We start from the raw sequence: 25,763 nt of genomic DNA, 5'->3' as shown, positions 1-25,763 counted from the left end.
CATTTCTCTGGAAGTCTTTAGAACCAAAGCCTGAGCTGAGGTGTTTTCTGTAGGAGCGAGCTTGCTCGCGAACAGGCTCGCCGGCAGCGCCAATGCTGGGCGGGTCGCGAGCAAGCTCGCTCCTACAAGGGCAGGTGTATGCGTTACGCCACTTCCATCAACCCCGCGTACACCTTCAGGTGATGGTCGTCGTCACCTAACTGGTGGCTGAGCATCACCAGGCGCTTGGCGTGGTGAGCGAGTACGTATTCCCAGGTCATGCCGATGCCGCCGTGCAGCTGGATCGCCTGTTCCGCCACATAGCGTGCCGCACGGGTGACGATGAACTTGGCGGCGGCCAGGGTGCGGCTGCGCTCGGCGCTGTCGGGCTGGTCGGCGACGCAGGCGGCGAGGATCGCCATGCTGGTGGCCTGTTCCAGCTCGCTGCGCATGTCCACCATGCGGTGCTGCAGCACCTGGAACTTGCCGATGGGGATGCCGAACTGCTTGCGCGTCTTCAAATAGTCCAGGGTCAGCGCGCAGGCTTCCTGCAGGCTGCCGAGGGCTTCGGCGCACTGCGCGGCAAGGGCGCGGCCCTGCTGGTAACGCAGTGCCGGTAGCGCCTCGCCCGGCACGCCGAGGGCTTCGCCAACAGCGCCATCGAGGAACAGCTCACAGGCGCGCTGGCCGTCCACCGTCGGGTACTCGCGGCGGCTGACGCCGCCTTGCTGTGGATCGATGAGGAACAGGCCGATGCCCGCCTCGTCCCGCGCGGTGCCTGCTACTCGAGCCGAAACGAGTATCGCCGTGGCGCTCTGCCCGCCGATAACCACCGCCTTGCGGCCGCTCAGTTTCCAGCTATCGCCGGCCTGCTCCGCGCGGGTCTGCACGTCGTGCAGGTGGTAATGGCTTTGCGGTTCTTCGAACGCGACCGCGAGCTGCGCTTCGCCGCTGGCGATGCGCGGCAGCCAATGGGCCTTCTGCGCATCGCTGCCCAACTGGGCGATCAGCCCGCCGGCGTGCACCACCGATTGCAGGTACGGCTCCAGGCAAAGCCCACGGCCCAGCTCGGTAAGCACCAGCATGCTCTCGACACCACTGCCGAAGCCGCCGTATGCCTCGGGTAGCGCCACCGAAGTCAGCCCCAGCTCGCCGAGCTGGCGCCAGAAGTCAGCGCTGTAGCCCAGCTCGGAGCGGCTGAAGCCTTCGCGCTTGTCGAACGGGTAGGCGTCGCGCACCAGGCGCGCCGCGGTGTCCTGCAGCATCTGCTGCTCTTCGCTCAGTTTGAAGTCCATGGTCAGCCCCTCACAGCTCGAGAATCATCTTGGAGACGATGTTCTTCTGGATTTCATTGGAGCCGCCAAAGATCGACAGCTTGCGCAGGTTGAAGTACTGGCTGGCTGGCGCCGCCGAGTAGTCCGCGTGCAGCGGTTCGGCGCCCAGCTCGAATTCGTCTTCGATGAAGGGCAGCGCGTAGGGGCCGAGCACCTTGCGCAGCAGGTGGCTGATCGCCTGGCGGATTTCCGTGCCCTTCACCTTCAGGATCGAGCTTTCCGCGCCCGGCACACCGCCTTCGCGGGCGGCGGCGAGGATGCGCAGCGTGCTCATCTCGATGGCCATCAGTTGCATTTCCACTTCCGCTACCTGGGCGCGGAACAGCGGGTCTTCGAGCATCGGCTTGCCCTCGCACAGCTCTCGGCCGGCCACGCGCTTGAGGTGCGCGAGCACCGCCTTGGACGCGCCGATGCCGGCCAGGCCGGTGCGCTCGTAGGTGAGCAGGTACTTGGCGCAGGTCCAGCCTTCGTTCTCGCGGCCCACCAGGTTTTCCACCGGTACGCGCACGTTGTCGAAGAACACCTCATTGACCTCGTGCTCGCCGTCCAGGGTGATGATCGGGCGCACGGTGATGCCCGGCGTCTGCATGTCGATCAGCAGGAAGCTGATGCCGCGCTGCTGCTGCGCCTCGGGGTCGGTGCGCACCAGGCAGAAGATCCAGTCGGCGTGCTGGCCGAGGGTGGTCCAGGTCTTCTGGCCGTTCACCACGTAGTGATCGCCGTCGCGCACCGCGCGGGTCTTCAGCGAAGCGAGGTCGGAGCCGGCACCTGGCTCGGAGTAGCCCTGGCACCACCAGTCGGTGCCGTCGAGGATGCGCGGCAGGTAGTGCGCCTGCTGCTCGGGCGTGCCGAACCTGATGATCACCGGGGCGACCATGTTGACGCCGAAGGGGATGGTGCGCGGCGCGCCGAAGGCGGCGCATTCCTCTTCGAAGATGTGCTTCTGCACGGCGTTCCAGCCGGTGCCGCCAAACTCCTCGGGCCAGTGCGTGGCGTACCAGCCCTGTTCGGCGAGCACACGCTGCCAGCGCTGGTGGTCGCCCTTGTTCAGGTGTTTGCCCAGGCGCACCTTGGTGGCGATGTCCTGGGGCAGTTTGCTGTCGAGGAAGTGGCGTACTTCATCGCGGAACGCCAGTTCGTCGGGGGTGAAATGGATGTCCATGGCAGGTCCTCTACAGATCGGCGAAGCAGCGGCCTTCGGCCACCAGGCGTTCGAGCAGTGGTGCGGGTTGCCACCAGGCGCCGAGGCGCTGGTGGAATTCGCGGATTCGTTCGAGCACGCGGGCAAGGCCGACGCTGTCGGCATGGAACAGCGGGCCGCCACGCCAGGCGGGGAAGCCGTAGCCGTTGAGGAAGATCACGTCGACGTCGCTGGCGCGCTGGGCGATGCCTTCGTCGAGGATGTTCGCCGCCTCGTTGATCAGCGCGTAGATGCAGCGCTCGACGATTTCCTCGTCGCTCACCGGCCCACGGGTGATGCCACGGTCGGCCGCGGCCTGCTCCAGCATGGCCGGCAACGCCGGGTTGTCCTGCGGGGCGCGGCCACCCTCGCCGTACTGGTAGAAGCCGGTGCCGCTCTTCTGCCCGAGCATGCCGGCGGCGATCAGGTGGTCGAGCACGGTCGGCAGCGTCTGGCCGGGCTTCAGGTTCGGCCGCTGGCGCGAGCGGATCGCGTGGCTGATGTCCAGGCCGGACAGGTCGCGCACCGCCAGCGGCCCCATGGCCATGCCGAAGGCGCGCAGCGCGCGGTCCACCTGCGCGGGTGTGGCGCCCTCCTCCAGCAGGAACTCGGCCTGGCGGCCGTACTGGAAGATCATGCGGTTGCCGACGAAGCCATCGCACACGCCGACCACTACCGCGACCTTCTTCAGGCGCTTGCCCAGTTGCATCGCGCTGGCCAGCACGGTGTCCGAGGTGGCCTTGCCGCGCACCACTTCGAGCAGGCGCATGACGTTGGCCGGGCTGAAGAAGTGCAGGCCGACCACGTCCTGCGGGCGTTGGGTGAAGGCGGCGATTTCGTCGAGGTCCAGCGAGGATGTGTTGCTGGCGAGAATCGCGCCGGGTTTGCAGGCGACGTCCAGCTGCTCGAAGACCTGGCGCTTCACGTCCAGGCTTTCGAACACCGCTTCGACCACCACGTCCGCATCGCCCAGCGCAGCGTAATCGAGCACGCCGCTGATCAGGCCCATGCGCCGCTCCATCTCCTCGGCGCCCAGGCTGCCACGCGCCACGCTGGCGGCGTAGGTGCTGCGGGCGCGGTCAAGGCCGCGTTGCAGGGCTTCGTCGTTCACCTCCAGCAGCTTGACCGGAATGCCCGCGTTGGCGAAGCACAGGACGATGCCGACGCCCATGGTGCCGCCACCAATCACGGCGGCGTTGCGCACCTCGCGCGGCTGGATGCCGGCCGCCAGGCCTTCGACCTTGGCTGCCTCGCGCTCGGCGAAGAAGGCGTGGATCTGCGCGGCGCGTTGCGGCGACTCCATGCATTGCTGGAACAGCGCACGCTCGCGCACCAGGCCTTCGCGCAGCGGCAATTGGCTGGCGGCTTCCACGGCGTCGATGCAGCGCTGCGGCGCGAACTGGCCGGGCAGGCGCTTGTGCACCTCGCCGCGCTTGTGGGCGATCAGCGCGGCCACGCCGGCTTGCTGCACGCGTTCATTGCGCTCGCCGGTGCGGCGCGGGCCCTTGCCATCTGCCAGCAGGCGCTGGGCGAAGGCGAGGCCGGCTTCGATGAGGTCGCCGTCGAACAGTTCATCGAGGATGGCGTTTTCCAAGGCTTGCGGCGCGCGGATCGGCGCGCCGCTGACGATCATGTCCAAAGCCTTCTCGATGCCGGCCAGGCGCGGCAGACGCTGGGTGCCGCCCGCGCCAGGAAGCAGACCGAGCTTCACTTCCGGCAGGCCGACCTGGGCGTCGCGGTGGGCGATGCGGTAATGGCAGGACAGCGCGACTTCCAGCCCGCCACCCAGCGCGGTGCCATGGATCACGGCAACGCTGGGTTTGGTCGAACCTTCGATGATCTCGACCACTTCCGGCAGCGAAGGCGCCTGCGGCGGCTTGCCGAACTCGCGGATATCGGCGCCGGCCATGAAGGTGCGCCCGGCACAGACCAGCACCACCGCGCGCACCTGCGGATCGGCCTCCGCCTGTTGGAAGGCGGCGAGCAGGCCAGCACGGACGGCTTGTCCGAGGGCATTCACCGGTGGGTTGTCGACCGTCACCAGGGCTATCTCGCCCCGGCGTTCGAGCAGTACCGCTTCTGACATGCTGTGCTCCGTTTAGACTTGTTTTAACGGAATGATGTTTCGCTGTGCAGAATACGGTGTTGATTTTTGCTTGTCGATAGGACGGACCAGCTCTTTGTAGGAGCGAGCTTGCTCGCGAACAGATTTGCCGGTGGCTCTGATGTTGGGTGGTTCGCGAGCAGGCTCGCTCCTACAAGGGGGCTCTTGCGCTCAGGCTTGCCCGCACCTCAGTCCTCTTCCACAAAACAAAAACGCCCTCTCCGGATTTCCGGAGAGGGCGCAACCGCCCCGGCTACGCCCAGCCGGGACAAGGGAGCGGAAGCCCTACTTCGCCCAGCGCCGCAGCTCCGATGGCGTGTAGTCACTCATCTTCGCGTGCTGGCCGGTTTTCAGGTCGCTGTTTTCCTCGTTCATCAGGCCGTTGACGAAGTAGCGCCCGCTGATGAGGTCGTAGGCCGCGGCCAGGGCTTCGTAGGTGAACTGCTTGTCGTAGTACGGCATGGCGTGGGACTGGTAGTTGCGCCACAGCTCGCCGCGGCTGTCGTAGAACTCGCCGAGGACGATGCTCCAGCTGTCCTCGTCGAGGTAGTAGCGGCGCTTGCTGTAGACGTGGCGCGCGCCGGCCTTGAGGGTGGCTTCGACAACCCACACGCGGTGCTTCTCGAAGCGCGCCAGGTCCGGGTTGAGGTGGCCGGTCTTGAGGATATCGGCGTATTTCACCGAGCGGTCGTACAGGCGGAAGCTGTTGTACGGTACGAACAGTTCCTGCTTGCCCGTCAGCTTCCAGTCGTAGCGGTCCGGCGCGCCGTTGAAGCCGTCGAGGCTGTCGGCGGTGATCATGCCGTCGCTGTAGCGCGCGCTGTTGTCATAGGCGATCAGCGGGGCACGGCGTACGCGGCGCTGGCCGGGGATGTACTGCCAGGCGGCGCGCGGTTCGGCCATCTGGTCCATGGGCTCGTGGGACAGCACCGCCTCGCCGGATAGCCGTGCCGGTTCCAGCACGCGGGTCTTGAACAGGTAGAGCAGGTTGGCGTCCTGCGGCAGGTCGTCGATGGTTTCGGCGTAGTTCATCTCGGTCTGCGAGCGGACCAGGGCGAAGACGCCGTTCTCCTTCACGTTGGCCGAGCTGAAAGTGCGCGAGAGGCTGCCGCCGCGGTAGCGGGTGATGTGATTCCACAGCGCTTCGACGCCTTCCCTGGGCAGCGGGAAGGGCACGCCGCGGTGGTAGTTCAGTACACCGTTGCCGCCGTCGGCGAGCTTGCTCTGCTCGGCGTTACGGCGGGTTTCGGCGTTGATCTCGTCGGGTAGCCGGGCGCTGCGATGGCTGGGGTAGACGTTGATCCTGTAAGTCGCCGGATAGCGCTTGAACATCGCCTGCTCGCCGGGGCTGAGCCACTGGCTGTACTGCCCGGCGTTGGCCGGAGTGATGGTGAACAGGGGCTTCTCGCTGGCGTAGGGATCGGCGTAGCCACCCTTGGCGTCGACCTGCCCGGCGTCGGGTTTCAGGCCGCCGTCCCAGGCGGGGATGCTGCCGTCGGCGTTGCCGGCTTTTTCCGCACCGGTCGGGGTCAGCTTGCCGCCCAGGTCGGCGGCCGTGTTGGCGTGGGCGTTGAAGGCCAGGCCCATGGCGAGCGCCAGGGCAGTGATTGGCATGAGTTGCATCGGCAGGTTCCTCAGAAGTCGACCTTGGCGCTGACGCTGTAGAAGTCGCGGTCGTCGAGCGTGCTGTATTTGTTGGTGCCGAAGAAGGTGTTGTAACCGAACTCCAGGCTGTAATCGTTGAGGTAGTTGAAGGCCAGCGACAGGCCGGCGGCCATCTGCCCTTCCTGGAACGGCCCGCCCGGATCGTAGGAGTAGCCTTCGACGTCGTGGCGGAAGTTCAGGCTGGGCAGCATGTTCACCCCTGGCAGCACGTCGCTGTATTCCAGGCCGGCGCGCAGGCGGTAGCCCCAGGACCAGGGCGTGGTGAATCCATCGTCGGTGCAGTAGCGGTTGGTCACGCCGCTGGCGACGGTGTTGCACGTCGTGCCGTTGAGCGGCGCGCTGCGGCCAAAGGCTGCGTTGCGCCCCAGGGGCTCATCGCCGACATCACCCACGTGCACCACGCCGGCCTCGCCGAGCAGCGTCAGGCGGGTGGCGCCCAGTACGTTGTCGATGATCTGGGTGGCGGAAGCGGTCATCTGCCACACCGGCTTGCGCTCCCAGCCGTCCAGGGTCTGGCCGGTGGTGGTGGCGCTGGCCGGAATCCCCTCGATGGCCGAACTGCCGGATGGCCCGGTGATCATCGCGACGTTCATGTCGGGGCCGTTGTAGGCCACAGGCATGTTCGGTCGGTAGCTCAGCTCCGCCGCCAGCGAGGTACCCCAGCCTGGCAGTGCACCGTTGATGCTCAGGCCGTAGAGGTGGATGTTCTCCGGAAAGGCGGCGGCATATACCGGGCCCTGCACGCGGCCGATGGGGAAGTTGCCGGGCTTGCTGGCGTCCCGCGCGGTGAGCTGCAGGTACGGCAGGCGCGCGTGGTAGTTGACGTAGTAGAAGGCCGCCTCGGCATCGTTCAGCGAGCTGATCAGGGTGCGCAGGGCGACGCCCCACTGGCCCTGGTCGGACGGATCCTGGTCGTCGCCGTGGGAGGCGTACAGACCGCTGGCCTGCATCTGCGCGTCGGTCTGCACCTGGCTCAGGTACAGCGGGCCACAGCCGGGCTGGATGACATCGCTGGTGGCGAAGAAGGTGCCGCAGCCGTCGAGCACGCTGGGGCGCCAGTTGTACTGGTAGAAGCCTTCCAGGTTGACCTTGTCGGTCAGCCCGAGGTTGAAGGAGAGCATCTCCACCGGCAGCTGGCCTTCCTTGATGTCCACCCCGGGTTTGTTGAAGGCGCTGTAGTCCAGCGGGTTGATCACGTTGATGCCGTTCTGGATCAGGATCGCCTCGCCCCAGGACATCACCTGCTTGCCGAGCTTGAGGTTGAGCGGATGCTCGTCGACGTCGAAGTCCTTCCACACGTAGGCATCGAGGGTATCGAAGCCGTGGTAGCGCGCCAGGGTCGGCCAGCCGCTGTCGTCGAAGTCCTTGAAGCGGCCGTCGCCGGTTTCGTAGGCGTGGTCGTACCAGTACTTGACGCGGACGAAGGCGCCCTGCCCCTGGCCGTCGAGACTGAAGTCGGTGAGGCCCTTGAACATCTGCGAGATGGGGTCGCCCTTCTTGAAGTTCAGGCGGTTGTCGTCGGCGCTCACGCTGCTGCCGTCGGCGTTCTCGATGTGCTGCGCCTGCACCGCGTTGGCGTGGGTCATCAGGTGCCGGTCCGGGTCCTGCGCGGACCAGCTGGCGCCCAGGCTCAGGGTGGTCTTGGTCGACAGGCTCCAGTCGTCGTTCAGCTCGAAGGTGGTGGCCTGCGCCGGGATGGCGCTGCCCACCGCGAGGACAAGCAGGAGAGGTTTGCAGTGTTGGCACCGCCCCAGAAGCGGAATGGGGGCAGGGGCCGGATGGATTCTTGTCATTATGGGCTCCGGATGGGTAGTACCGCGGGCCCACCTTGCCGGGCGCGGGCCGTTGGGCCGCAAGCCGGGAAAGACAAAAACCGATCATCCTGCGCTGCGCCGGTGCCGCCTCGCCGCCTCAGGAATGCCCCAGGCGGAACTGCTTGGGAGTGATGCCGAAGCGCTTGCGGAAGGCGCGGATGAAGTTGCCGCTCTGCCGATAGCCGATGCGCTCGGCAATGCGTTCGATGGGCTGGTCGGAGGAGCGCAGCCAGATGCGCGCCAGGTTCAGGCCATCGCCCTCGCCGGCTTCCCGCGTACCGCACCATTGGCGCCGCAGGCTCTGATAGAGGAACTCGTTGGCGCCGGCCAGTGGCGTATCCAGCAGCGCGGTGGGTAGCGCCAGGTGCGGGGCATGGCTCGTGCGCCACGGCACGCCCCATTGCGTCAGCACTTCGCCGCAACGCTGACGCGGGCCAATGCCGGCTTCGATGAAGGTAGCGCGCGGCAAGCGGCCCACGCGGCGGGCGATGTTGCGGATCAGCGTCAGCTCCGCCGCATCGAGCCCGAAGTGATGCAGCTGCTGGCTCACCGGCGTGAGCGTTAGCCGGGTGGCATCGCCGTCTTGCGTCAGGCTTACCTCCACGCAATTGGTCACCGACGGCACGTGCTCGCAGAAGGCCGCGAGGCTGGCGCCCAGGGTGGGCGCCGAGTCCAGCAGGATGTTCAGCCCTTGCAGGCAGTGAGTGGCCATGCCGTTGACGAGCTCGCAACCGAACTGCGGGTTGCCGCTGGCGCGCTCGCATTCGCGCCAGAGCGATTCCATCTGCTCGACTGGAACGCGGGCGCGGTGGTCCGCCAGCAACGCCTCGGCGATCCCGGCGCGCGCCCGCAACTCGCCGGCACTCAGCCCAAGGCGGGTGGCGTGCAGCAGGATGGTGCTGGCAAAGGCACTGGAAGCGAACAGCAGGACGGACATGGCGATGGACCGGAGCGGCGACCGGTTTACTACATCAGCTCCCTCTGCTATCCATCAAATTCATTCGACTCAACACTTTGATGCGCAGGATGCATGATGGAATTGAGACAGCTCCGCCACCTGGCCGCCCTCGCCGATTTCCAGAACTTCCAGCGCGCCGCCGACGCCATTGGCCTCAGCCAGTCGGCGCTGAGCCGCAGCATCCAGACTCTGGAGCGCGACCTGGACTGCGAGCTGGTGGATCGCCAGAGCCGTGAATTCCGCCTCACCGGCCAGGGCCAACTGGTGCTTCAGCACGCCCGCCGCCTGCTCGCCGGAACGCGCTCGCTGCGCAATGAACTGGAGCAGTACAACGGCCTGAATGCCGGCGAGCTGCGCTTCGGCTGCGGCCCCTACCCCGCCCAGTTGCTGGTGCCCGAGGCGATGGCGGATTTCATCCGCGCGCACCCGGCCATAAACGTCGGTTTCCTCATGGGAGACTGGCTGCAGATGGCCCAACTGCTCAAGGAAGAGCAGGTGGAATTCTTCGTCGGCGACGCCCGCGAGTTCGCCGGCAATCCGGACTATCAGGTGCGTTGGATGGACCTGCGCCCGGGCCGCTTCTTCTGCCGTGTCGGTCACCCACTGGCCCTGCGCCCGACGCTGAAACTGGGCGAGCTGCTCGACTACCCGCGCGTCGGCACACGCATCCCGCCGCCGCTGCGCAAGGTGCTGGCCGAGGTGATCGGCGAGCGGGATTTCCACATGAACGTGGAGTGCGCGCAGTTCGCCGCCATCCTGCACATCGTCGCGCGCTCCGACGCCGTCGGCCTGGCCGCGGTGGAGGCTTTGCACGACCCGGTGCAGCGCGGCGAAATCGCTCTGTTGCAGATCACCGACGTCCCGCAGGATCGTCCTGAATTACGCCTGCACTACGGCATCGTCAGCCGCGCCGGCTACGGACTTTCACCGGCGGCCCAGGCGATGGTGGAAGCGATCTACGCGGCCGATCGGCGGCTGCCACGTGGGGCGAAAGCCTAGCAGTGCGCGATGGCGATTCAGGAGCGGGGATGCTTCGCGAGCAAGCTCGCTCCTACAGGCCCCCGCGCGCTCCTTGTAGGAGCGAGCGTGCTCGCGAACCGCGCGGCACCAGGCCATCGCGAGCGCAGCCTGCTCCCACGTCCAGGGCTTTAGCGTGCTCCTCGCTCCTGCAGGTCCCCGCACGCTCCTTGTAGGAGCGAGCTTGCTCGCGAACCACACGGCATAGGGCCACCGCGAATGCAGTCTGCTCCTCCGCCCAGTGCTTTATTTGCGTGCTTCTCGCTCCTCCAGGCCCCCGCGCGCTCTTTGTAGGAGCGAGCTTGCTCGCGAACCGCGCGGCACAGGGCCATCGCGAGCGCAGCCTGCTCCCACGTCCAGGGCTTTTGCGTGCTCCTCGCTCCTCCAGGCCCCCGCGCGCTCCTTGTAGGAGCGAGCTTGCTCGCGAACCACGCGGCACCAGGCCATCGCGGACGGAGTCCGCTCCTACGCTCCCTGGGGATGTTGGGTGCTACTGGCGACCAACAGATCGCCATGCAGCTCGCAGTAGCACTCGTCATTCCAGCCATAGTGCGGATCGCGGCAGATCGAATGGCGCACCGGGCCGGTGGTGCCGGGCTTGCGGGTTTTCAGGCTGTCGCGCAGGGCGGCGTAGATCGAGCCGGGCTGTGGCCAGTCGGTAAGCACAGGCCCCTCGCCCAACTGGTTTCCAGCGCGCAGCTCCGCGCGCAGGATTGCATCGAGTTCCGGGCAAAGGCTGGCGGTGGGCGGTCGTCTCATGGAATTCCCTGCTCAAAGGCTGCAAACCCATGGGACATTATCCAGGGTTTGCGCGTGCCGGAACGGAAACGGCAGATGTTATTGGCTAGCGCTGCGCACCCGACCGTTGCGACGGTTTCGGCAGGCCGGCGAACGCGACCTGCACCTGGCGAATCGCCCGCTCCATGGCCTGCTCGAAGCGGTAGCGATTCTCCACGTACAGGCACAGCTCGATGGCGATCGGCTGCTCGATGGGCAGCGGGCTCTGGCATAGGCCCAGCTGCGTCGCGACGCGGCTGGGCAGGGTCAGGCCGTAGGGGCGCTGATCGGCGATCAGACGCGCCGCCAGCGCGCTCTGCAGGGTCAGCGCGATGTGTCGGCGCTGCCCGCGCAGGCCCAGCTCAAGGTCCACTGGCCCCAGGCCGTCGCGGCGCTGGGATACCTGGATCTGCGGCACCTTCAGGTACTCCTCCAGGGTGCGCGGCGGCTGCGCGAGAGCAGCGCCGTGGGCAAACACGAAGTGATCGCCGAGTAGCGGAATCTTGCGGATGCCCGCTTGCCGGGAAAGCGGTTGGTCGATGTCGATCAGCAGGTCGAGCTTGCCGCCGGTGAGTTCCTGCAATGCATCGCGCCGGCGGCTCTGGTAGAAGCGTGGCTGCCAGTCGATGCCGGGGTCTTCCAGCAGCGCCTCCAGCAGCAGCGGCTGGAACGCCTCCGGGCAACTGATGCGCAGACTGCGTGCGACGGGCGCAGCATGGGCGGCGGGTGTATGGGCCAGGGCTTCGCGCAGGGCGTCCAGCGCCTCGCGGATCGAGCCGGAAAGCCGGTGCGCCACGAGCGTCGGCGCCACGCCCAGGTGGGTCTTGATGAACAGCGGGTCGTCGCACAGCAGGCGCAGGCGACGCAGGGCGTTGCTCATCGCCGGTTGGGTCAGGCCCATCACCTCGGCGGCGCGAGTGATGCTGCGCTGGTGGTAGATGGCGTCGAAGGCCAGCAGCAGGTTGAGGTCCAGTTGGCGAAGGTCGAGCATGGTGGGCACCGCGGCGAGCGCTGAAACGAGCGGCGCATGCTAGTGAGCGCCCTGCCCCGCGCCGCCAGCCCTACAGGACAATTTCCGATCATCGCGACGCTTCGCCGACAGGCGTGGTGCCGGCATTCGTCCGGTGAATGCGCTTCGGCGATGGGCGCCGGGCTTGGCATAGTGGAGGCCACCACTCGCGGGAGGGCGCGCCATGAATGAGTTCGAACAGCAGCTGCTGGCGGTCAACGACATCCAGCTCAGCGTCTACAGCTGCGGCCCGGAAGGCGGCAAGCCGGTCTGGCTCCTGCACGGTTTCCCCGAGTGCTGGCATTCCTGGCAGCACCAGATGCGCGCCCTCGCCGCTGCCGGCTACCGGGTGTATGCCCCGGAGATGCGCGGTTATGGCCAGACCAGCGCGCCCGCCGAGGTGGATGCCTACGATGTGCTGACACTCTGCGCGGATATCCAGGGGGCAATGGACGCCCTGGGCCACGAGCGCGTGGCCATGGTCGGCCACGACTGGGGTGCGCCGGTGGCGTGGCACCTGGCGCTGCTGGAGCCGCAGCGTGTCGAGGTGCTCGCCACGCTCTCGGTGCCCTTCGCAGGCCGCGCCAAGCGCCCTGCGGTGGAGATCATGCGTGAAGTCTTCGCCGGCAAGTTCTTCTACATCCTCTACTTCCAGGAGCCCGGCCGCGCCGAGGCTGAGCTGGATGCGGACATCGCCATCAGCCTGCGCCACTTCCTCGGCGACAACGTGCGCCTGGCGCCCGACCAGCCGCCCGAAGGCCGCCTGTTCGACGGCCTGCCGCCCCCACCTGAACACCCGGACTGGTGCAGCGCCGAGGACTTCCAGCACTACGTGCGGACGTTCGAGGGCCGCGGCTTCCATGGCGCGCTGAACTGGTACCGCAACTTCGAGCGCACCTGGCAGCGCACCGAGCCGCTGGCCGGACGCAAGGTCGAGCAGCCGACGCTGTTCCTGATCGGCGACCGCGACCCGGTCGGGCGCTTCGAGGCCTACACCGTGCAGCGCATGCCCGAGCATGTGCCCAACCTGGAACAGCACGTGCTGGAGAACTGCGGCCACTGGATCCAGAGCCAGCAGCCGCAGCGGGTCAACGCCTTGTTGCTGGACTTCCTCGGCCGTCATTACACAGCCTGATCCGGCTTGTGGGCGCGCGGCGCAATGCGTAAGGTCGGCCGGCCAGCCTTCCGAGCCGCGCACCATGAGCCCACGCACCGCCGATCCGTCCAACGCCTTCTACGCGCCGACCCTGCTGCCGGCGATGGAAGAGCTGTTGTCGCGCGGCATCGCTGGCGCCGAGTTGGAGGCATGTTTTCGCCGCAGCCTGCTGGAGTTGCGTACGCCGCTGGTACGGGTGCCGCTGTTTCTCTCGCGCCGCTTCTGGGACCTGGCCGAGCAGGCCAGCGGTGAAGCGGCCATCGGCCTGCTGGCAGGCAAGCGCTTCGCCTCGACGCTGACCAATGGCCTGACCTACCTGTTCGACGTGGCGCCCACGCTGGAATTGGCCTGCGCCTATTTCTGCGAGTACTTCCCCTACTTCAACGGCTCGTTGCGCGCCGAGTTGCGCGCCGAAGGCGACAGCCTCGCGCTGGTGCTCACCGAGCACGGCGCCCTGCTCTCCGGCCGGCAGAGCCGCGAGTACACCGTGGTGGGCATCTGCAGCCTGCTGCGGCGCAAGCTGCTGGCCAGCGGGATCGATCATGACCCGCTGCTGGGCATCGACTTGCCGGGCATCGAGCCTGGAGAGCTGCAAGCCTACGACCAGGCCCTGCGTGTGCCACTGCGCTGGGGCGCGGCTGAGGTCGTGTTGCGCCTGGCGCCGGATCTGTTCCGCCGCCCATTGTCGCCGCCGAACCCGGAGCTCGAAGGCACGCTGGTCGGCCTGCTCGACCAGGCGCGCAGCCAGACCCAGCGCACGCTGCTGGACGAGGCCGCCGACTACGTTGCCCGTGAGCTGCCCCAGGGCGCGAGCTTCCAGTCCTTCTGCGAGGCGCGCCACCTCACCGAACGCACCGCCGCGCGGCGGCTGCTCAGCCATGGCTGGCGCTACAGCGAACTGCTGGATGAGCAGCGCCGCTACCGGGCGCTGGATCTGCTGGAGCAGTCGGCGCTGTCGCTGGCGCAAATCACCGACCAGCTCGGTTACGGCGATCTGCAGAGTTTCTCCCGTGCCTTCGGCCGCTGGTACGGCACCAGCCCGGGCGCCTGGCGCGAAAGCCTGCCGCGCTGAGTCAGGGGCTGCGGCGCATGCCGATGTGCGGGATGTCGTCTTCCAGGTAGACCTCGGTCACCGGCGTGAAGCCGTAGCGACCGTAGTAACCCTGCAGGTGCGCCTGGGCCGAGAGGTAGATCGGCAGGCCCGCCCAGCGCTGGGCGATGGCCTGCAATGCCTGCTCCATCAACTGATGGCCGAGGCCGGTGCCGCGTCCCTGCGGGGCGATCACCACGCGGCCGATCACCACGTCGCCGTCGTGGCGCTGCGGGTCCAGCAGGCGCAGGTAGCCGATCAGCTGGCCATTCTCCTCCACCATCAGGTGGCAGGTGTCGCCGACCAGGTCCAGGCCATCGACCTCCTGGTAAGGGCATTTCTGTTCCACCACGAAGACTTCGGTGCGCAGCTGCAGGATGGCGTAGAGCTCTTCCTTGGTCAGGTCGTGGTGGTGCTTGCAGGTCCAGTTCAGGGCCATGTCGTGTTCACTCCGATCATCAGGTTGGCCATGGTAGCGCGCCTCAGACCGGCGCGTGGAAGCGCAGCGTGGTCGAGCCACCCAGGTGCCGGCGCAGCGCGTCGATGGCGACCTTCACCTTGGCCGGCTGGGCATCCCGGCGCGGGGTGACGGCGTAGATGCCGAATGGCGGCAGCGACCATTCCGGCAGCAGGCGCACCAGCCTGCCCTCCTCCAGCGCCTCGCGGACTTCCGGCTCCGGCTGGGCGGAAACACCGAGACCGTCGAGGGTGAACTGGCGCAGGGCAATCATGCTGTTGGCGGCCACGCGCGCCTCGAGCCGCAGCTTGCAGCTCTCCCCGCCCGGCCCGCTGAAGGTCAGGTAGCTCTGGTGCGCGACGGTGTTCAGCGACAGCCAGTCCATGCCCTGCAACTGCTGCGGATGGTCGATGGCCTGCATGCGACGCAGGTAGGCGGGAGCGGCACAGACGACGTTGTTCCACTCGGCCAGGTGCCGCGCTACCAGGCTGGAATCGGAAAGACTGCCGACGCGGATGGCGAGGTCGATGCGCTGCTCGATCAGGTCGATCTGCTCATCATGGAAGAACAGTTGCAGGCGCAGTTGGCGGTGATTCTCCAGCAGCGGGCGCAGCGCCTCGGTGATCAGCTTGCCGGAGAACCCGACCGGCGCTGCCAGGCGCAACTCACCCACCGGCGCCTCGCGCCATTCCCCCAGGCGTTGCTCGGCTTCCTCGGCGATGGCGAGCATCTGCGCGCAGCTGCGATAGAAGGCTTCGCCGGCCTCGGTCAGCGTCAGCTTGCGGGTAGTGCGGTGCAGCAGCGTGACCTGGGCGTGGGCTTCGAGCTTGCGGATCTGCTGGCTGACTGCCGAAGGCGTCATGCCCAGCGCTTCGGCCGCAGCGGCCATGGAGCCGCGGGCGACCACGGTGGCGAACACCGCCATGCCGCGAAGATTGTCCATTGTGAAGCTCCGCTAAAGAGTGAAAGGCAAAATAGCGGGTTTTTCCCTTGATTGCCGGCGCCTAGGATGTCATCTCCCAAAATGGAGAAGAGAAAAGATGCCTTCGAGCCGTGCCACCGTCCCTACCCCCGAAGCCGCCCGCTACCTCAAGCGCCTGTGCAACCACTTCGCCCACAAGTTGCCGGTCGAACTGACTGAAGACCGTGGCGTGCTGCCCTTCGAATTTGGCACCTGCCGCCTGCATGCCACCCCCGAGGCGCTGCTGCTGGACGCCGAGTCTGCCGACGCGGAAGGCCTGGAGCGCCTGCAGAACGTGGTGGTCAGCCACCTCGACCGTTTCGCCTGGAAAGAAGGCCAGCTGCCGGTGAACTGGCAAGCCGTCTGACAGCGCTGACGGAAAAAGCGCAAAAAACGAAAAAACCCGGCCTTGGCCGGGTTTTTTGTTGCCTGGAAAACGCCAGGCGTCGCTGAGATTTTGTGACCGTTAAGGCTCTAGTCGGTCACTGGAAATCCATGAATTACAGCTGGGTCGATAAAGCGACCAGATGATTCAAAGCTGTACATTTGATTGATTTTTAATCAAACAGAAAAGTCAATGCTTTGAAACATCTTGTAACCGTGTGGCCACTTTTACCCCGAGTTATCCACACGATCGATGCGCAAAATCTGTACAGAACGTCCCTTTACCCGAAAGGCGGCCTGATACGGCCAGCGCTCGACCGGCAATTCGCGCACGCCGGGCACCTCGCTGGGCATGCCGCTGCTGCTTTGCTCCAGATTCGCCAGCGGGCTTACCTGCTCGACGATGTCCTGGATGGCCCGCAGCGCCTTCTCCGGGCCGATCAGCACGACGTAGTGGTCGTAGATGGCGTCCAGGTCTGCCGCGGCCTTGTGCGTCCACTGCAGACTCATGCCAGGCCCCACTTGGCTTCGATGGCGGCGTGCTCCAGCAGGTGGCCGGCATCGGCATCCGCCACGCCTTCATCGATGGCCGCCACGTGCCAGCTCTGGCGCTCCAGGTACTGCGCCAGGGCCTGGCGCAGGTGGTACGGCCGGTCCCGGTGGGTAGCGCGGGCCAGTTGGTCCAGCGCCGCCACGAGGGCGTCATCGGCGCGGAACGAAACAACGGTGGTCACTTTTTGAACAGCTCCGTTTACGCTGTATACACAGTATACAACGATAACATACGTATACGAATCAAGCACTTGGAGAGTCAGAAGTTTTTCCCGTGAAAGCCTGGAAAGCCCGCCGGGAGCGGGCCTGGGCGGCACTTTCGCGGCGGCGAAAGTTGGCTTCCGGCTTCGGGGATTTGTTGACGGGGCGAGGCGCATCAGGCTGGCGGGGCGACGGCCTGAATGCAGATGGCAGCAAAAAGAGCCACTGCGATGCTCGCCAAAACCCCTTCGCCTGCGGCCCGCTGACCAGCCTGCCGGCGCAGGTCGACTGAACCGCGAACCGACAGGAGACGCTCCATGCCCCATGACTTCCCGCAGCCTCTAGATGCCGCCCTCATCCCGCGCTTCGCCGGTATTCCCAGTTTCATGCGCCTGCCGATCTTCGAAGACCCGGCGCAGCTGGACATTGCCCTGCTCGGCGTGCCCTGGGATGGCGGCACCACCAACCGCGCTGGCGCCCGTCATGGCCCGCGCGAGGTGCGCAACCAGTCGAGCCTGATGCGCAAGGTGCACCACGTCAGCCACATCGCGCCCTACGACCTGGTACGCATCGGTGACATTGGCGATGCCCCGGTTAACCCCATCGACCTGCTGGATTCCCTCAAGCAGATCGAGGGCTTCTACCGGCGCATCCACGCCGCGGGCACCGTCCCATTGTCGGTGGGTGGCGATCACCTGGTGACCCTGCCGATCTTCCGTGCGCTGGCCGCCGAGCGCCCCATAGGAATGGTGCATTTCGACGCCCATTCCGACACCAACGACCGTTACTTCGGCGACAACCCCTACACCCACGGCACGCCCTTCCGCCGCGCCATCGAGGAAGGCCTGCTGGACCCGAAGCGCACCGTGCAGATTGGCATTCGTGGCTCGATCTATGATGCCGACGACGAGGCCTTCGCTCAGGAGTGCGGCATCCGTGTGATCCACATGGAAGAGTTCGCCGATCTGGGCGTCGAAGCCACGCTCGCCGAAGTGCGCCGGGTCGTGGGACAGGGGCCGACCTATGTCACCTTCGATGTCGATGTGCTCGACCCGGCCTTCGCTCCCGGCACCGGCACGCCGGAAATCGGCGGCATGACAACGCTGCAGGCGCAGCACCTGATCCGAGGTCTCCAGGGGCTGAACCTGATTGGCGCCGACGTGGTGGAAGTCTCGCCGCCGTTCGATCAGGGTGGGGCGACCGCCCTCGTGGGCGCCACCATGATGTTCGAGTTGCTCTGCGTCCTGGCCGACTCCATCGCCACGCGCCGTTGACTGCCCCGGGGGTTCACGGGGCGGTGCGCACAGCGCTATAACGAAGGGCCAACGCCCACCGCCGCGAGAACTCCCATGCTGGGCAATCTTTCCGATATCGACCTGCGCCTGCTGCGCACCTTCTGCACCATCGTCGAGGCGGGCGGCTTCACCGCTGCCCAGGTGCGCCTGAACACCAGCCTGTCGCGGCTGAGCGTGCTGGTGCGCGACCTCGAGCTGCGCCTGGGCTATTCACTGTGCCGGCGCGGCAGCAGTGGCTTCCAGGTCACCGAGGAAGGGCAGCAACTCTATGAGGCGGCGCTCGGGCTGTTCGTCGACATCGAGCGCTTCCGCGAGCAGGTGACGGGCCTGGGCGGCCGCGACCGCGAGGTGCTGCACCTGGGCTGCGTTGACGGTGTGCTTGGCCAGCACTGCTGGCCGATGCCGCTGGCCATCCGCCTGTTCCGTGAGCGTCATCCGCGGGTACGGCTGAACCTGCACACCCAGCGCCCGGACGAGCTGGAGAACGCGGTGCTGGAGGAGCGCCTGCAACTGACGATCGGTGCCTTCCATCATCGGCTGTCCGGCCTGCGTTACCAACTGCTGTTCCGCGAGGAGCAGAACCTCTACTGCGCTCCGGGGCATCCGTTCTTCGATGCTGCCGAGGGCGAGCCTTCCCTGGAGCAGATCTGCGCTGCCCAATACATCGGGCGTGGCTACATGACCGAGAGCCGTCGCCCGCACGGGCTGGTGTTCAGCCGCGCCACCAACGCCTACACCATGGAAGCCATCGCCAACCTGGTGTTCAGCGGCACGTTCATCGGCTATCTGCCCACGCACTACGCCGCGCAGTGGGTGGCCCAGGATCGCTTGCGGGCGATTCGACCGGCGCAGCTGGCCTATATCTCCGAATTCCACTACGTGACCCGGCAGGGCGCCGAGCCGAGCGAAGTGCTGGGCGCGTTTATCGACGCCCTGGAGCGCGCCCAGCTCGAACTGGGCAGCGGGGAACCGGCGTGATCGACGCCCTGCGGGCACTGCATGAGGACGGTTTCGTCCTGCTGCGCGGCCTGTTGAGCGCGCCACAGGTGGCCGAAGTGCGCGAGTTGATCGATGGCCTTGAGCCGCTGCACTGGGACTATGAAGGGCTGGTGGATCACTACAAATGCGTGTTCAACCGCTCGCCGCGCTGGCTGCCCTATCTCGATCCTCCGGGCCTGATAGAGCTGGCGGAGGTGGCGCTGGGCGCGGACTGCCACGTGATAGGCCAGACCGCCTGGCGCTGCCATCCCGGCTTCATCGGCGCCGAGATGCACCAGGATTACCTGCCGCTCACGCTACCGGGCTTGGCAGTCGACCTGCCGATGTTCATCTGCACGGCGCAGATCTACCTGGACGAGATCGACGAGGCGTTGTGCCCGACCTGGGTGATCCCCGGCAGCCAGAGTGCCGGCCGCGCACCGGCGCCGGACGAGCGCGAATGGGCGGGCAGGGCGGCCGAGCCGGTGCTGTGTTTGGCAGGCGACTGCCTGCTGTTTCGCAGCGACCTGTGGCACGCCGGCAGCCGCAACTTGAGCGAGCGAACGCGTTATCTGCTGCAGGTGCACTATGGGCGCAGGATGGTTGCGCAGAAGTTCTCGCCCTACCTGGACTGGGCCTTCAACCCCGCGGTGCTCGCCGCCTGCACACCGCGACAGCGGCGGCTGCTGGGCGACCACGAGGCGGCCGAGTACGACTGACTGGGAGGATCACCGATGAATGCTGTTCATGCTGGCGGCTGCCATTGTGGCCAGTTGCGCTATGAGTGCGATGCGACGCTGACGGACGTCGCCCATTGCCATTGCTCGATCTGTCGGCGCACCACCGGCGGCATCGTCACCACCTGGGTCACGGTACCGCTGACGAGCTTTCGCTGGACCCTCGGCAAGCCTGCCGAGTACCGCTCTTCACCGCCGTGCGTGCGCTACTTCTGCCGTAACTGTGGTGCCCAGCTGGCCCTGTTCACCGACCAGGCGCCGGACACGCTGGATATCACCACCGCGACCCTGGATGAAGTGGCCAGCGTCGTGCCGAACCGGCATATCTGGGTGAACAGCCGCCTGCCGTGGATTCACCTGGATGAGCAGTTGGAAGAGGAGTGGGAGGAGAAGCTCTAGGGTTCGCAGTTCGGTTCGGTTCGGTTCGCGAGCAAGCTCGCTCCTACAGGTAGCGCTTTGTTGCTCTTCGTAGGAGCGAGCTTGCTCGCGAACGGGCTATCCAGCGGCTGTCAGGGCAGCTCGAGACCGCCCGACGCCTTGTGCAGCTCGCGCAGGTGCGCGCCGATCTGCTTGGTGTTGGCTTCCAGTGCGGCCAGCTCGTCACGACGTTCCGGAGTGAGCAGGGCGCGGACTTCGCGGTCGAGGTTGTCGCTGAGCTGGCGCAGGCGTTGCTGGCGCTGCTGCGTCTGCTTCTCCAGGGTTGCCGTCTCCGGCGCCTGGGGCAGGCCGTAGCCGCCGTCGAGCAGCTCGGCGGGGCGGCTGAGGAAGCCGCTGTCGTCGAGGATCTGCTGCAGCGTCTTGCCGGCCGCCGCGAGGTCCGGCTTGCTCTTCATGGCGTCCGGGTTGCTCAGGTACAGGCGCTTGAGCTCGTCCTGGGCCAGCAACAGCTGGCGGCGCAGCGAAGCCTGCTCGAGCAGCAGCAAGGCAGCGCTGGAGCGCAGGTCGGCCTTGTCGAACCAGGGGCGGCGTTCGACGGCGGGGAGGGCGAGCCAGTCCTCCACCTTGTCCTGCGGAACGTTCATGCGCTTCTTCAGCACATCGAACATGGCCTGGTAGCGGTCGCGGAAGGAGTCGAAGCGATAGCCCAGGCGCAGGGCTTCCTTGGGGTTGTCCAGCACGCTGGCGTCGGCGATGCCCTTGTTCTCCAGCAGGCCGAGCACGCCATAGGGCGTGATGCTGTCCATGGTCTGCAGGCTCTGGCGCCCGATGCCGCTGCGCAGCAGCTTGAGCGTCTCCACCGCGCAGTTGTTGGACAGGAAGTAATAGTTGCCGTCGTAGCTCCAGTGGCTCTGCGCCGAGCGCTCCACCAGGCTGGCGACTTCATCGCGGCTGAGCTTGAGCGGTATGGACGCGAGGCTGCGCAGCTCGACCTTGGTGTACTCCTCGATCACCTGGGACAGCGGCAGCACGAACAGGCGCGACGGGTAGGCGCCGGTCAGGCCGTCCCAGCTGGAAAGCTGCAGGTCGCCGACGAAAGCGCGGTAGGACAGCACCAGGTGCTGGTCGAGGTCCAGGCGGCAGGCCGGGCCGCGCGGGCGCCCCGGCGCACAGACCACCAGGCGCAGCATGGTGTGGCCCCAGCGGCTGGCGATCTCGGTGTTGGCCTCGGCAATCAGGTAGTCGACTTCGTAGACGCGTTCCGGATCGAGGTAGCCCAGCGGCTGGCGGCCGAAATCGCGGCCGGCGTTGAGGTACGCATAGCTGGCAGAACATTCGTCATGCGGACGCTCGCCGAAGCGCGCCGCGTAGTAGCGGTACAGCGCCGGGCGCCGGCAGGCGAAGCTGCGGTCGAGGAGGAAGTACTCCATGTTCACCGCGACGTACTCGCGCGGGTTGGTGAGTTCGTACTTGTCCGGGCTGCGCAGCAGGAAGCGATTGTGCTGCTCGCGTTCACCATGCTTGCCGGCGTACTGCGGCCAGCCAGCTAGGTCGAGCAGGCGCGGGTCGTCGGACAGGGTGAAGCGGCGACCCGTCTGGCCACGGCATTCGTCCGGCGCGCCAACGCGGCCGAGGCTTTTGTCGCGCATCGTACAGCGACGGATCACCCGGCCTTCGTCGGTCTGCCAGAGGCGCGCGCGGTCGTAGAGGTGGGTCAGTTCATGGAGGAGGGTGGCCAGCAGTTCGCGGCGCAGGGTGCCGTGGGTACGACCGGTCTGCTCGGTGGCCGCGCTGCCGTCGGTGAGCGGGCCGAGATAGCGGGTATTCAGGGCAATGGCGCCGGGACGCAGGGTCCGGCCCATGCCATTGCTGGGCAGGTCGTCGCGCCACTGCACCTGCACGCTGCGGTCCAGGCGCTGCACGAAGCTGTCCGGCAGGGTGTGCAGGGCTTCGTCGAGCAGCTGCTGGCTGGCCTGGCGCTGGGCGGCGGTCAGGCCGTCGGCGTCCAGCTCCAGGCGGAGCGAGGCGTGGCTGCTGGCGGCGACCAACAGTGCCAGGGCCGCCAGCCAGCGGCCAGCCCGGAGTCTCACAGAGCGAGGATGGCTTCAGCCAGGTCCTGGTCGGAGGCTTCGCGCGCCTGCGGCACCTGCTCGCGCAGGACCGTGAACGCGGCTTCCAGCTGGGCGCCACGGATCGCGCCGTCGCTGCCGACGTAGCTGGCGGCATCGTCGCGGGCTTCGCGGACGACCTTCATGTCACGCACGGAGGTGGTGGTGTCCGAGGTGAAGTCGATGCTGCGGGCGAACGCGTTGGTGGTGATGTTGAATACGCGGACCACCGATTGGGCCTGGGCGGTGGACGCGCAGGCGGCGAGCAGCAGGCCGAGGATCAGGGGGCTCTTGGAAAGCGAGCTGAGGCGCATGGATGTCTCCGAAAGGGCAGCGGGAGCTGCTCACGACTTATTTGGCAAGAATGGCTTCGGCCAGTTCCCGATCGTTCGCCGCCAGCGCCGGATATTCCTGGCGCAGCCAGCGCAGCGCAGCTTCCAGGCGGGCTCCGCGCAAGGCACCGCCGGTGGCAACGAACTGCGCCGCGTCGTCGCGGGCGCCGCGCAGCAGCTTGTTGTCGAAGGGCGCGCTGGTGACCTTGCTGGTGGCGTAACTGGTCGCTACCGGGAACTGGGTCGTCTGGTCGAATGCCTGGGCGGGCAGGGAACAGGTCAGCAGCGGCAGTAGCAACAGCAGGGTACGCATGGGCTCGGACGATCGGAAAAGTACGACCGACAAGGCTAACGGAATGCGCGCAGGAGAGCCAGCGCAGAGCGCCGGGCGGAGCGCCCGGCGCGGCAGGATGCAGCGGATCAGATGGTCAGGATGGCCTGGGCCAGTTGCTGGTCATTGGCGGCCAGGGTCGGCAGCTTGCTGCGGATGTGGGCAAGGGCAGCTTCCAGGTGGGCGCCACGGATCTGGCCCTGGCTGGCAACGAAAGTGGCCGCGTCGTCACGGGCTTCGAGGACGATCTTGTCGTCCTTGAAGGAGTTGCTCAGGTCCGAGGTGCCATCGGACGTGGCGCCGGTAGCGCGCACCGACAGGTCGGTGGTGTAGACGAAGCTGGTGGCGAAAGCACCGGTGGTGCAGCCGATCAGGGCGGCGGCGGCGATCAGGCGAAGGCTGTTCTTCATGGCGTGGCTCCGGATAAGACCAAACAAAAGGTGGCCGGGGCGGCCACTCTAACTGTGGTCAGACTAGCCAAGACTGATCGGCGTCACCAGCGCTCAGCGCCAGAATGGTTTCGAGATTTCTCTTACGCGCTCGCTGGGGCTGATGCCCAGGTCGGCCAGCTGCAGGCTGGTGAGCTCGGCGAGCTGGCGGCGGGTGCGGGCGTTCTGGTGCCATTGGCGCAGTCCGCGCACGAGCAATGCCGCGCAATGGCGTATTCCTGATGCGGGGCGCTGCGCCTGGGTTTCGAGATGGCTTTCCATGGCAGGTCATCCTGGGGTCCAACACTTGGAGGTTCAGGATGCCCCGCCGCGCTATGGCTGGTTAGCCGCAGCGAGCGGTTGGTTTGGTGTAACAGTTGCGGGTGGCGGGTGACTGTCAGGGTGTTTTTTGCGTTGACTGTATCTGGGCGAGTTTTTGATCCGTCCCCTCAGGCTGCAATTGGATGCGAATCAGCGAGAGTTCTCCGTTGCCATTGCTGAGTGTGCGTATTTCACAGCTGAGACTGTCCTGGTCGCGCTCGATGAGGCCCTCGATCGTCCGTTCCTTGCCGGCGGTACCTGTCAATTCTCCTTGGGCGAGCACGGCTGCGGACTGGGTTGCATTGCTGACGATGTCCCATGTCCCTAGACGCAGCGACGACTCCCCGGGAGCGGCGTAGGTGATCCGGTATCGATAGCGGCCCGCCGGAATCCGGGTATACGGACCATAGCTGAGGTATCCCGCGGCTCCAGTGGGCGCCACCAGGCGATCTTCTCGCAGATGGCCGATGATTGTTGGCAAACGTGAGGCCGGCCAATCGCCCCAGCGTAAGGTCTTGAAATCCGTTGTGCGGCATCCGGCGCAGCTTTGGAGGTCCGGGATGACCAGCTTTATGCCATCCAGTTCGCCGGCGATCGCACCATTTTTCAGCGTGCGAATGGCTTGATCCCACAGTTCGGGTTCATTGAATACGTAGATCGCGTCGGGATCGTAATTTCCGCTAGCTACCTGTTCAGCCAGACGTGTACGCGCGCGCGTCTGGGCCTGGAGGTCGGAACGCGCAAAGTTGCCTGAGTTGATCGACATGCCGTGATGCAAGGCAAAGTCCGATAGCGAAATAAAATCGGCTGGAACGTGAGTTGGGTAGGCGAAAAGGATGCGCTGGTAACGCTTGCCCAGACTCCCCCACATCGGGGATATCAGGGGACTGGTCCAGCCGGCTTCCTGTTGGAAGTACTGGCGCATGCCCTGAAGGCCTTTGGATAGATCGTAGAGCTGTACCGAGGCGGCCACGGTCAGCAGCAGGAAGGCAGCACGGGGGCGGGTACGGGTGCAGATGACGGCAATGGTCGCGACGGCCAGCAGGTAGAAGACCGGCCAGATCATCCGACCGGGAGAGCGGAACACCTGATAGACCCGTTCTGCCCAGGCAGGCAGCTCGACCCAGGTAACTACATAGGGGCCTGCACTCAGCGTGTTGGTCAGTGAAATCGACACCATCAGCACGCTCATCAGCACGAGTGGCCATCGAAGGTACGGCCGTTCGCTAGGTCCCTCAGTGCGCGGTAAAGCTGTCAATACGGCGGATATTGTCAGTAGGGCAAGCATGCCGACGCCCATGTAGGCGAAGCCATCGTTGTCGAGGAAGCCTTCCATGCCTTCCGCTCGCTTGAGCGCCGGTAGAAGCTGTGACCAGTCGCCACGAGAGTCCACTAGTGAGAACAGGTTCATGCGCCCGTACTGGCCGGGTGCTACTGGTGTTGGCCCCAGCATGAAGTAGCCCAGTAGCCACATGAGCAGCAGGACCATTGCGCTGCCGACCACTCCATGCGCCACGCACTGCCCCAATTTCAACTCGCGTTTCGCCAGGCGTTGCAGGAGATCGGCGCCCCAGATAGCCGCCAGCATCACCAGTAGGTAGGCGTGGATCTGAGTTGCCAGTGCCAGCATCACCAGCCATAAGCCGGCGCGGTAGCGTTGCGCAAAGTAGAGGTAAAGACCTCCGAGCAGCAGCCATTGCCCGCCGAGCGCCAGGTGGAAGGCGAAACGTATCAGATAGGGAGGCAGCAGTAGGAGCAGGAGTGTGCCCAGAGTGAGCAGGCGCTTGTCCTTGGTGAAGTGCGACAGGGTCAGGTAGGCGAAGACTGCCTGCATGACCATGCAAAGCAGCATCCATAGGCCGAAGTACTGGAAGGTGTCCGGCAGCCATGGCCCCAGCAACTTGAACGGTAGTGCGAAGAGCGGCAGGGAATCGGAAAAGACGATGGAGCTGCCCATCTCCATGCCGTAACGCGGGTTGGCGCCCAGCGGGAACTGCAGAAATGGTGTTTCGCGGAAGAATTCCCAGCCCAGCAGGTTGCTCGGTGGGTCCAGCAGGCCGCGCATGAGCCAGCCAATGCTGGAGGTCGGCAACACTGAAAGGCCACCCAGCGCGATGAATAACGCAGTACCCAGCAGGACTGGAATCCAGAGCGACGAACGGATGTTAGTCGGCGCCATCATGGCTGTGTAAGCTCCGTTTTTTGTTGTTTTTGGGG

General features: G+C 66.1%; 26 protein-coding genes. 8 read left to right on the top strand and 18 right to left on the bottom strand.

All coding sequences use genetic code 11. The features are described 5' to 3' along the window. Positions 1-143: 143 nt before the first annotated feature. The 6 genes from AC2T4A_RS04390 to AC2T4A_RS04365 all read right to left on the bottom strand — a co-directional run bounded on the left by AC2T4A_RS04390 (position 144) and on the right by AC2T4A_RS04365 (position 9,013). Positions 144-1,274: an acyl-CoA dehydrogenase family protein gene (locus tag AC2T4A_RS04390; protein WP_486742798.1), complete on the bottom strand. Its 1,131-nt coding sequence runs from the start codon at positions 1,272-1,274 to the stop codon at positions 144-146. Positions 1,275-1,284: 10 nt separating this feature from the next. After that, positions 1,285-2,475 carry an acyl-CoA dehydrogenase family protein gene (locus AC2T4A_RS04385; RefSeq protein ID WP_486742797.1) on the bottom strand — a complete coding sequence of 397 codons (1,191 nt, stop codon included), beginning with the start codon at positions 2,473-2,475 and terminating at the stop codon, positions 1,285-1,287. A gap of 10 nt (positions 2,476-2,485) precedes the next feature. Next, the gene (locus tag AC2T4A_RS04380) at positions 2,486-4,579 is read right to left on the bottom strand and encodes a 3-hydroxyacyl-CoA dehydrogenase NAD-binding domain-containing protein (RefSeq protein WP_486742796.1); all 2,094 of its coding nucleotides are present in this window, start codon (positions 4,577-4,579) and stop codon (positions 2,486-2,488) included. 303 nt (positions 4,580-4,882) lie between these two features. Continuing rightward, positions 4,883-6,220 (bottom strand): DUF1329 domain-containing protein, encoded by a 1,338-nt coding sequence (locus AC2T4A_RS04375; protein WP_486742795.1) that lies wholly within the window; start codon positions 6,218-6,220, stop codon positions 4,883-4,885. An 11-nt stretch (positions 6,221-6,231) separates the two neighbouring features. Next, positions 6,232-8,055, bottom strand: a complete 1,824-nt coding sequence (locus AC2T4A_RS04370; RefSeq protein ID WP_486742794.1) for a DUF1302 domain-containing protein — start codon at positions 8,053-8,055, stop codon at positions 6,232-6,234. A gap of 118 nt (positions 8,056-8,173) precedes the next feature. After that, the gene (locus tag AC2T4A_RS04365; protein WP_486742793.1) at positions 8,174-9,013 is read right to left on the bottom strand and encodes an AraC family transcriptional regulator; all 840 of its coding nucleotides are present in this window, start codon (positions 9,011-9,013) and stop codon (positions 8,174-8,176) included. 96 nt (positions 9,014-9,109) lie between these two features. Between AC2T4A_RS04365 and AC2T4A_RS04360 the strand changes: the two genes are divergently transcribed. Then, positions 9,110-10,033, top strand: a complete 924-nt coding sequence (locus tag AC2T4A_RS04360; protein WP_478376895.1) for a LysR family transcriptional regulator — start codon at positions 9,110-9,112, stop codon at positions 10,031-10,033. A 483-nt stretch (positions 10,034-10,516) separates the two neighbouring features. On the opposite strand, the gene AC2T4A_RS04355 is transcribed toward AC2T4A_RS04360, so the two are convergent. Then, positions 10,517-10,810 (bottom strand): hypothetical protein, encoded by a 294-nt coding sequence (locus AC2T4A_RS04355; protein WP_486742792.1) that lies wholly within the window; start codon positions 10,808-10,810, stop codon positions 10,517-10,519. Between the two features lie 85 nt (positions 10,811-10,895). Continuing rightward, positions 10,896-11,819, bottom strand: a complete 924-nt coding sequence (locus AC2T4A_RS04350; protein ID WP_486742791.1) for a LysR family transcriptional regulator — start codon at positions 11,817-11,819, stop codon at positions 10,896-10,898. 202 nt (positions 11,820-12,021) lie between these two features. Here AC2T4A_RS04350 and AC2T4A_RS04345 point away from each other — a divergent pair, with 202 nt between their 5' ends. Together AC2T4A_RS04345 and AC2T4A_RS04340 are read left to right on the top strand one after the other, a co-directional pair. Continuing rightward, positions 12,022-12,972, top strand: a complete 951-nt coding sequence (locus tag AC2T4A_RS04345) for an alpha/beta fold hydrolase (RefSeq protein WP_486742790.1) — start codon at positions 12,022-12,024, stop codon at positions 12,970-12,972. Between the two features lie 64 nt (positions 12,973-13,036). Next, positions 13,037-14,065 carry a helix-turn-helix domain-containing protein gene (locus tag AC2T4A_RS04340; protein WP_486742789.1) on the top strand — a complete coding sequence of 343 codons (1,029 nt, stop codon included), beginning with the start codon at positions 13,037-13,039 and terminating at the stop codon, positions 14,063-14,065. Position 14,066: 1 nt separating this feature from the next. On the opposite strand, the gene AC2T4A_RS04335 is transcribed toward AC2T4A_RS04340, so the two are convergent. Together AC2T4A_RS04335 and AC2T4A_RS04330 are read right to left on the bottom strand one after the other, a co-directional pair. Next, complete coding sequence (locus tag AC2T4A_RS04335) at positions 14,067-14,522, bottom strand: GNAT family N-acetyltransferase (RefSeq protein ID WP_486742788.1); 456 nt, start codon at positions 14,520-14,522, stop codon at positions 14,067-14,069. 43 nt (positions 14,523-14,565) lie between these two features. After that, complete coding sequence (locus AC2T4A_RS04330; RefSeq protein ID WP_486742787.1) at positions 14,566-15,483, bottom strand: LysR family transcriptional regulator; 918 nt, start codon at positions 15,481-15,483, stop codon at positions 14,566-14,568. A 97-nt stretch (positions 15,484-15,580) separates the two neighbouring features. Between AC2T4A_RS04330 and AC2T4A_RS04325 the strand changes: the two genes are divergently transcribed. Then, positions 15,581-15,868, top strand: coding sequence for a DUF2218 domain-containing protein (locus AC2T4A_RS04325; RefSeq protein ID WP_486742786.1), 288 nt, complete (start codon positions 15,581-15,583; stop codon positions 15,866-15,868). A gap of 245 nt (positions 15,869-16,113) precedes the next feature. On the opposite strand, the gene AC2T4A_RS04320 is transcribed toward AC2T4A_RS04325, so the two are convergent. After that, entirely contained in the window at positions 16,114-16,395 is a 282-nt protein-coding gene (locus AC2T4A_RS04320; RefSeq protein ID WP_416744025.1) for a type II toxin-antitoxin system RelE/ParE family toxin, read from the bottom strand. Next, positions 16,392-16,619 (bottom strand): CopG family ribbon-helix-helix protein, encoded by a 228-nt coding sequence (locus AC2T4A_RS04315; protein WP_045213580.1) that lies wholly within the window; start codon positions 16,617-16,619, stop codon positions 16,392-16,394. Before AC2T4A_RS04315 ends, AC2T4A_RS04320 begins: the two co-directional genes overlap by 4 nt. Before the next feature lie 336 nt (positions 16,620-16,955). Between AC2T4A_RS04315 and speB the strand changes: the two genes are divergently transcribed. The 4 genes from speB (at position 16,956) to AC2T4A_RS04295 (ending at position 20,047) form a co-directional block, all read left to right on the top strand. Continuing rightward, the gene (gene speB / locus AC2T4A_RS04310) at positions 16,956-17,912 is read left to right on the top strand and encodes an agmatinase (RefSeq protein ID WP_416744023.1); all 957 of its coding nucleotides are present in this window, start codon (positions 16,956-16,958) and stop codon (positions 17,910-17,912) included. A gap of 75 nt (positions 17,913-17,987) precedes the next feature. Beyond that, positions 17,988-18,911 (top strand): LysR family transcriptional regulator, encoded by a 924-nt coding sequence (locus AC2T4A_RS04305; RefSeq protein ID WP_486742785.1) that lies wholly within the window; start codon positions 17,988-17,990, stop codon positions 18,909-18,911. After that, positions 18,911-19,630 (top strand): phytanoyl-CoA dioxygenase family protein, encoded by a 720-nt coding sequence (locus tag AC2T4A_RS04300; RefSeq protein ID WP_486743648.1) that lies wholly within the window; start codon positions 18,911-18,913, stop codon positions 19,628-19,630. Before AC2T4A_RS04305 ends, AC2T4A_RS04300 begins: the two co-directional genes overlap by 1 nt. A gap of 15 nt (positions 19,631-19,645) precedes the next feature. After that, complete coding sequence (locus tag AC2T4A_RS04295) at positions 19,646-20,047, top strand: GFA family protein (RefSeq protein ID WP_478376887.1); 402 nt, start codon at positions 19,646-19,648, stop codon at positions 20,045-20,047. Between the two features lie 110 nt (positions 20,048-20,157). On the opposite strand, the gene AC2T4A_RS04290 is transcribed toward AC2T4A_RS04295, so the two are convergent. The 6 genes from AC2T4A_RS04290 to AC2T4A_RS04265 all read right to left on the bottom strand — a co-directional run bounded on the left by AC2T4A_RS04290 (position 20,158) and on the right by AC2T4A_RS04265 (position 25,728). Then, positions 20,158-22,116, bottom strand: coding sequence for a DUF7844 domain-containing protein (locus tag AC2T4A_RS04290; RefSeq protein ID WP_486742784.1), 1,959 nt, complete (start codon positions 22,114-22,116; stop codon positions 20,158-20,160). Beyond that, on the bottom strand, positions 22,113-22,448 hold the full coding sequence (locus AC2T4A_RS04285; protein ID WP_416744017.1) for a DUF2388 domain-containing protein: 336 nt from the start codon (positions 22,446-22,448) through the stop codon (positions 22,113-22,115). The genes AC2T4A_RS04290 and AC2T4A_RS04285 overlap by 4 nt, the downstream gene beginning before the upstream one ends. 37 nt (positions 22,449-22,485) lie before the next feature. Next, on the bottom strand, positions 22,486-22,779 hold the full coding sequence (locus AC2T4A_RS04280) for a DUF2388 domain-containing protein (RefSeq protein ID WP_486742783.1): 294 nt from the start codon (positions 22,777-22,779) through the stop codon (positions 22,486-22,488). Between the two features lie 107 nt (positions 22,780-22,886). Beyond that, complete coding sequence (locus tag AC2T4A_RS04275) at positions 22,887-23,207, bottom strand: DUF2388 domain-containing protein (RefSeq protein ID WP_478376885.1); 321 nt, start codon at positions 23,205-23,207, stop codon at positions 22,887-22,889. A gap of 93 nt (positions 23,208-23,300) precedes the next feature. Beyond that, entirely contained in the window at positions 23,301-23,507 is a 207-nt protein-coding gene (locus tag AC2T4A_RS04270) for a DUF1127 domain-containing protein (RefSeq protein WP_416744014.1), read from the bottom strand. Between the two features lie 115 nt (positions 23,508-23,622). Beyond that, complete coding sequence (locus AC2T4A_RS04265; RefSeq protein WP_486742782.1) at positions 23,623-25,728, bottom strand: DUF6311 domain-containing protein; 2,106 nt, start codon at positions 25,726-25,728, stop codon at positions 23,623-23,625. Positions 25,729-25,763: the final 35 nt, after the last annotated feature.

It is taken from the genome of Pseudomonas sp. PVC-3-1 (assembly GCF_057444315.1).
Note: the sequence above shows the minus strand (reverse complement) of the source record. Positions and strands in the feature narration are given on the sequence as shown.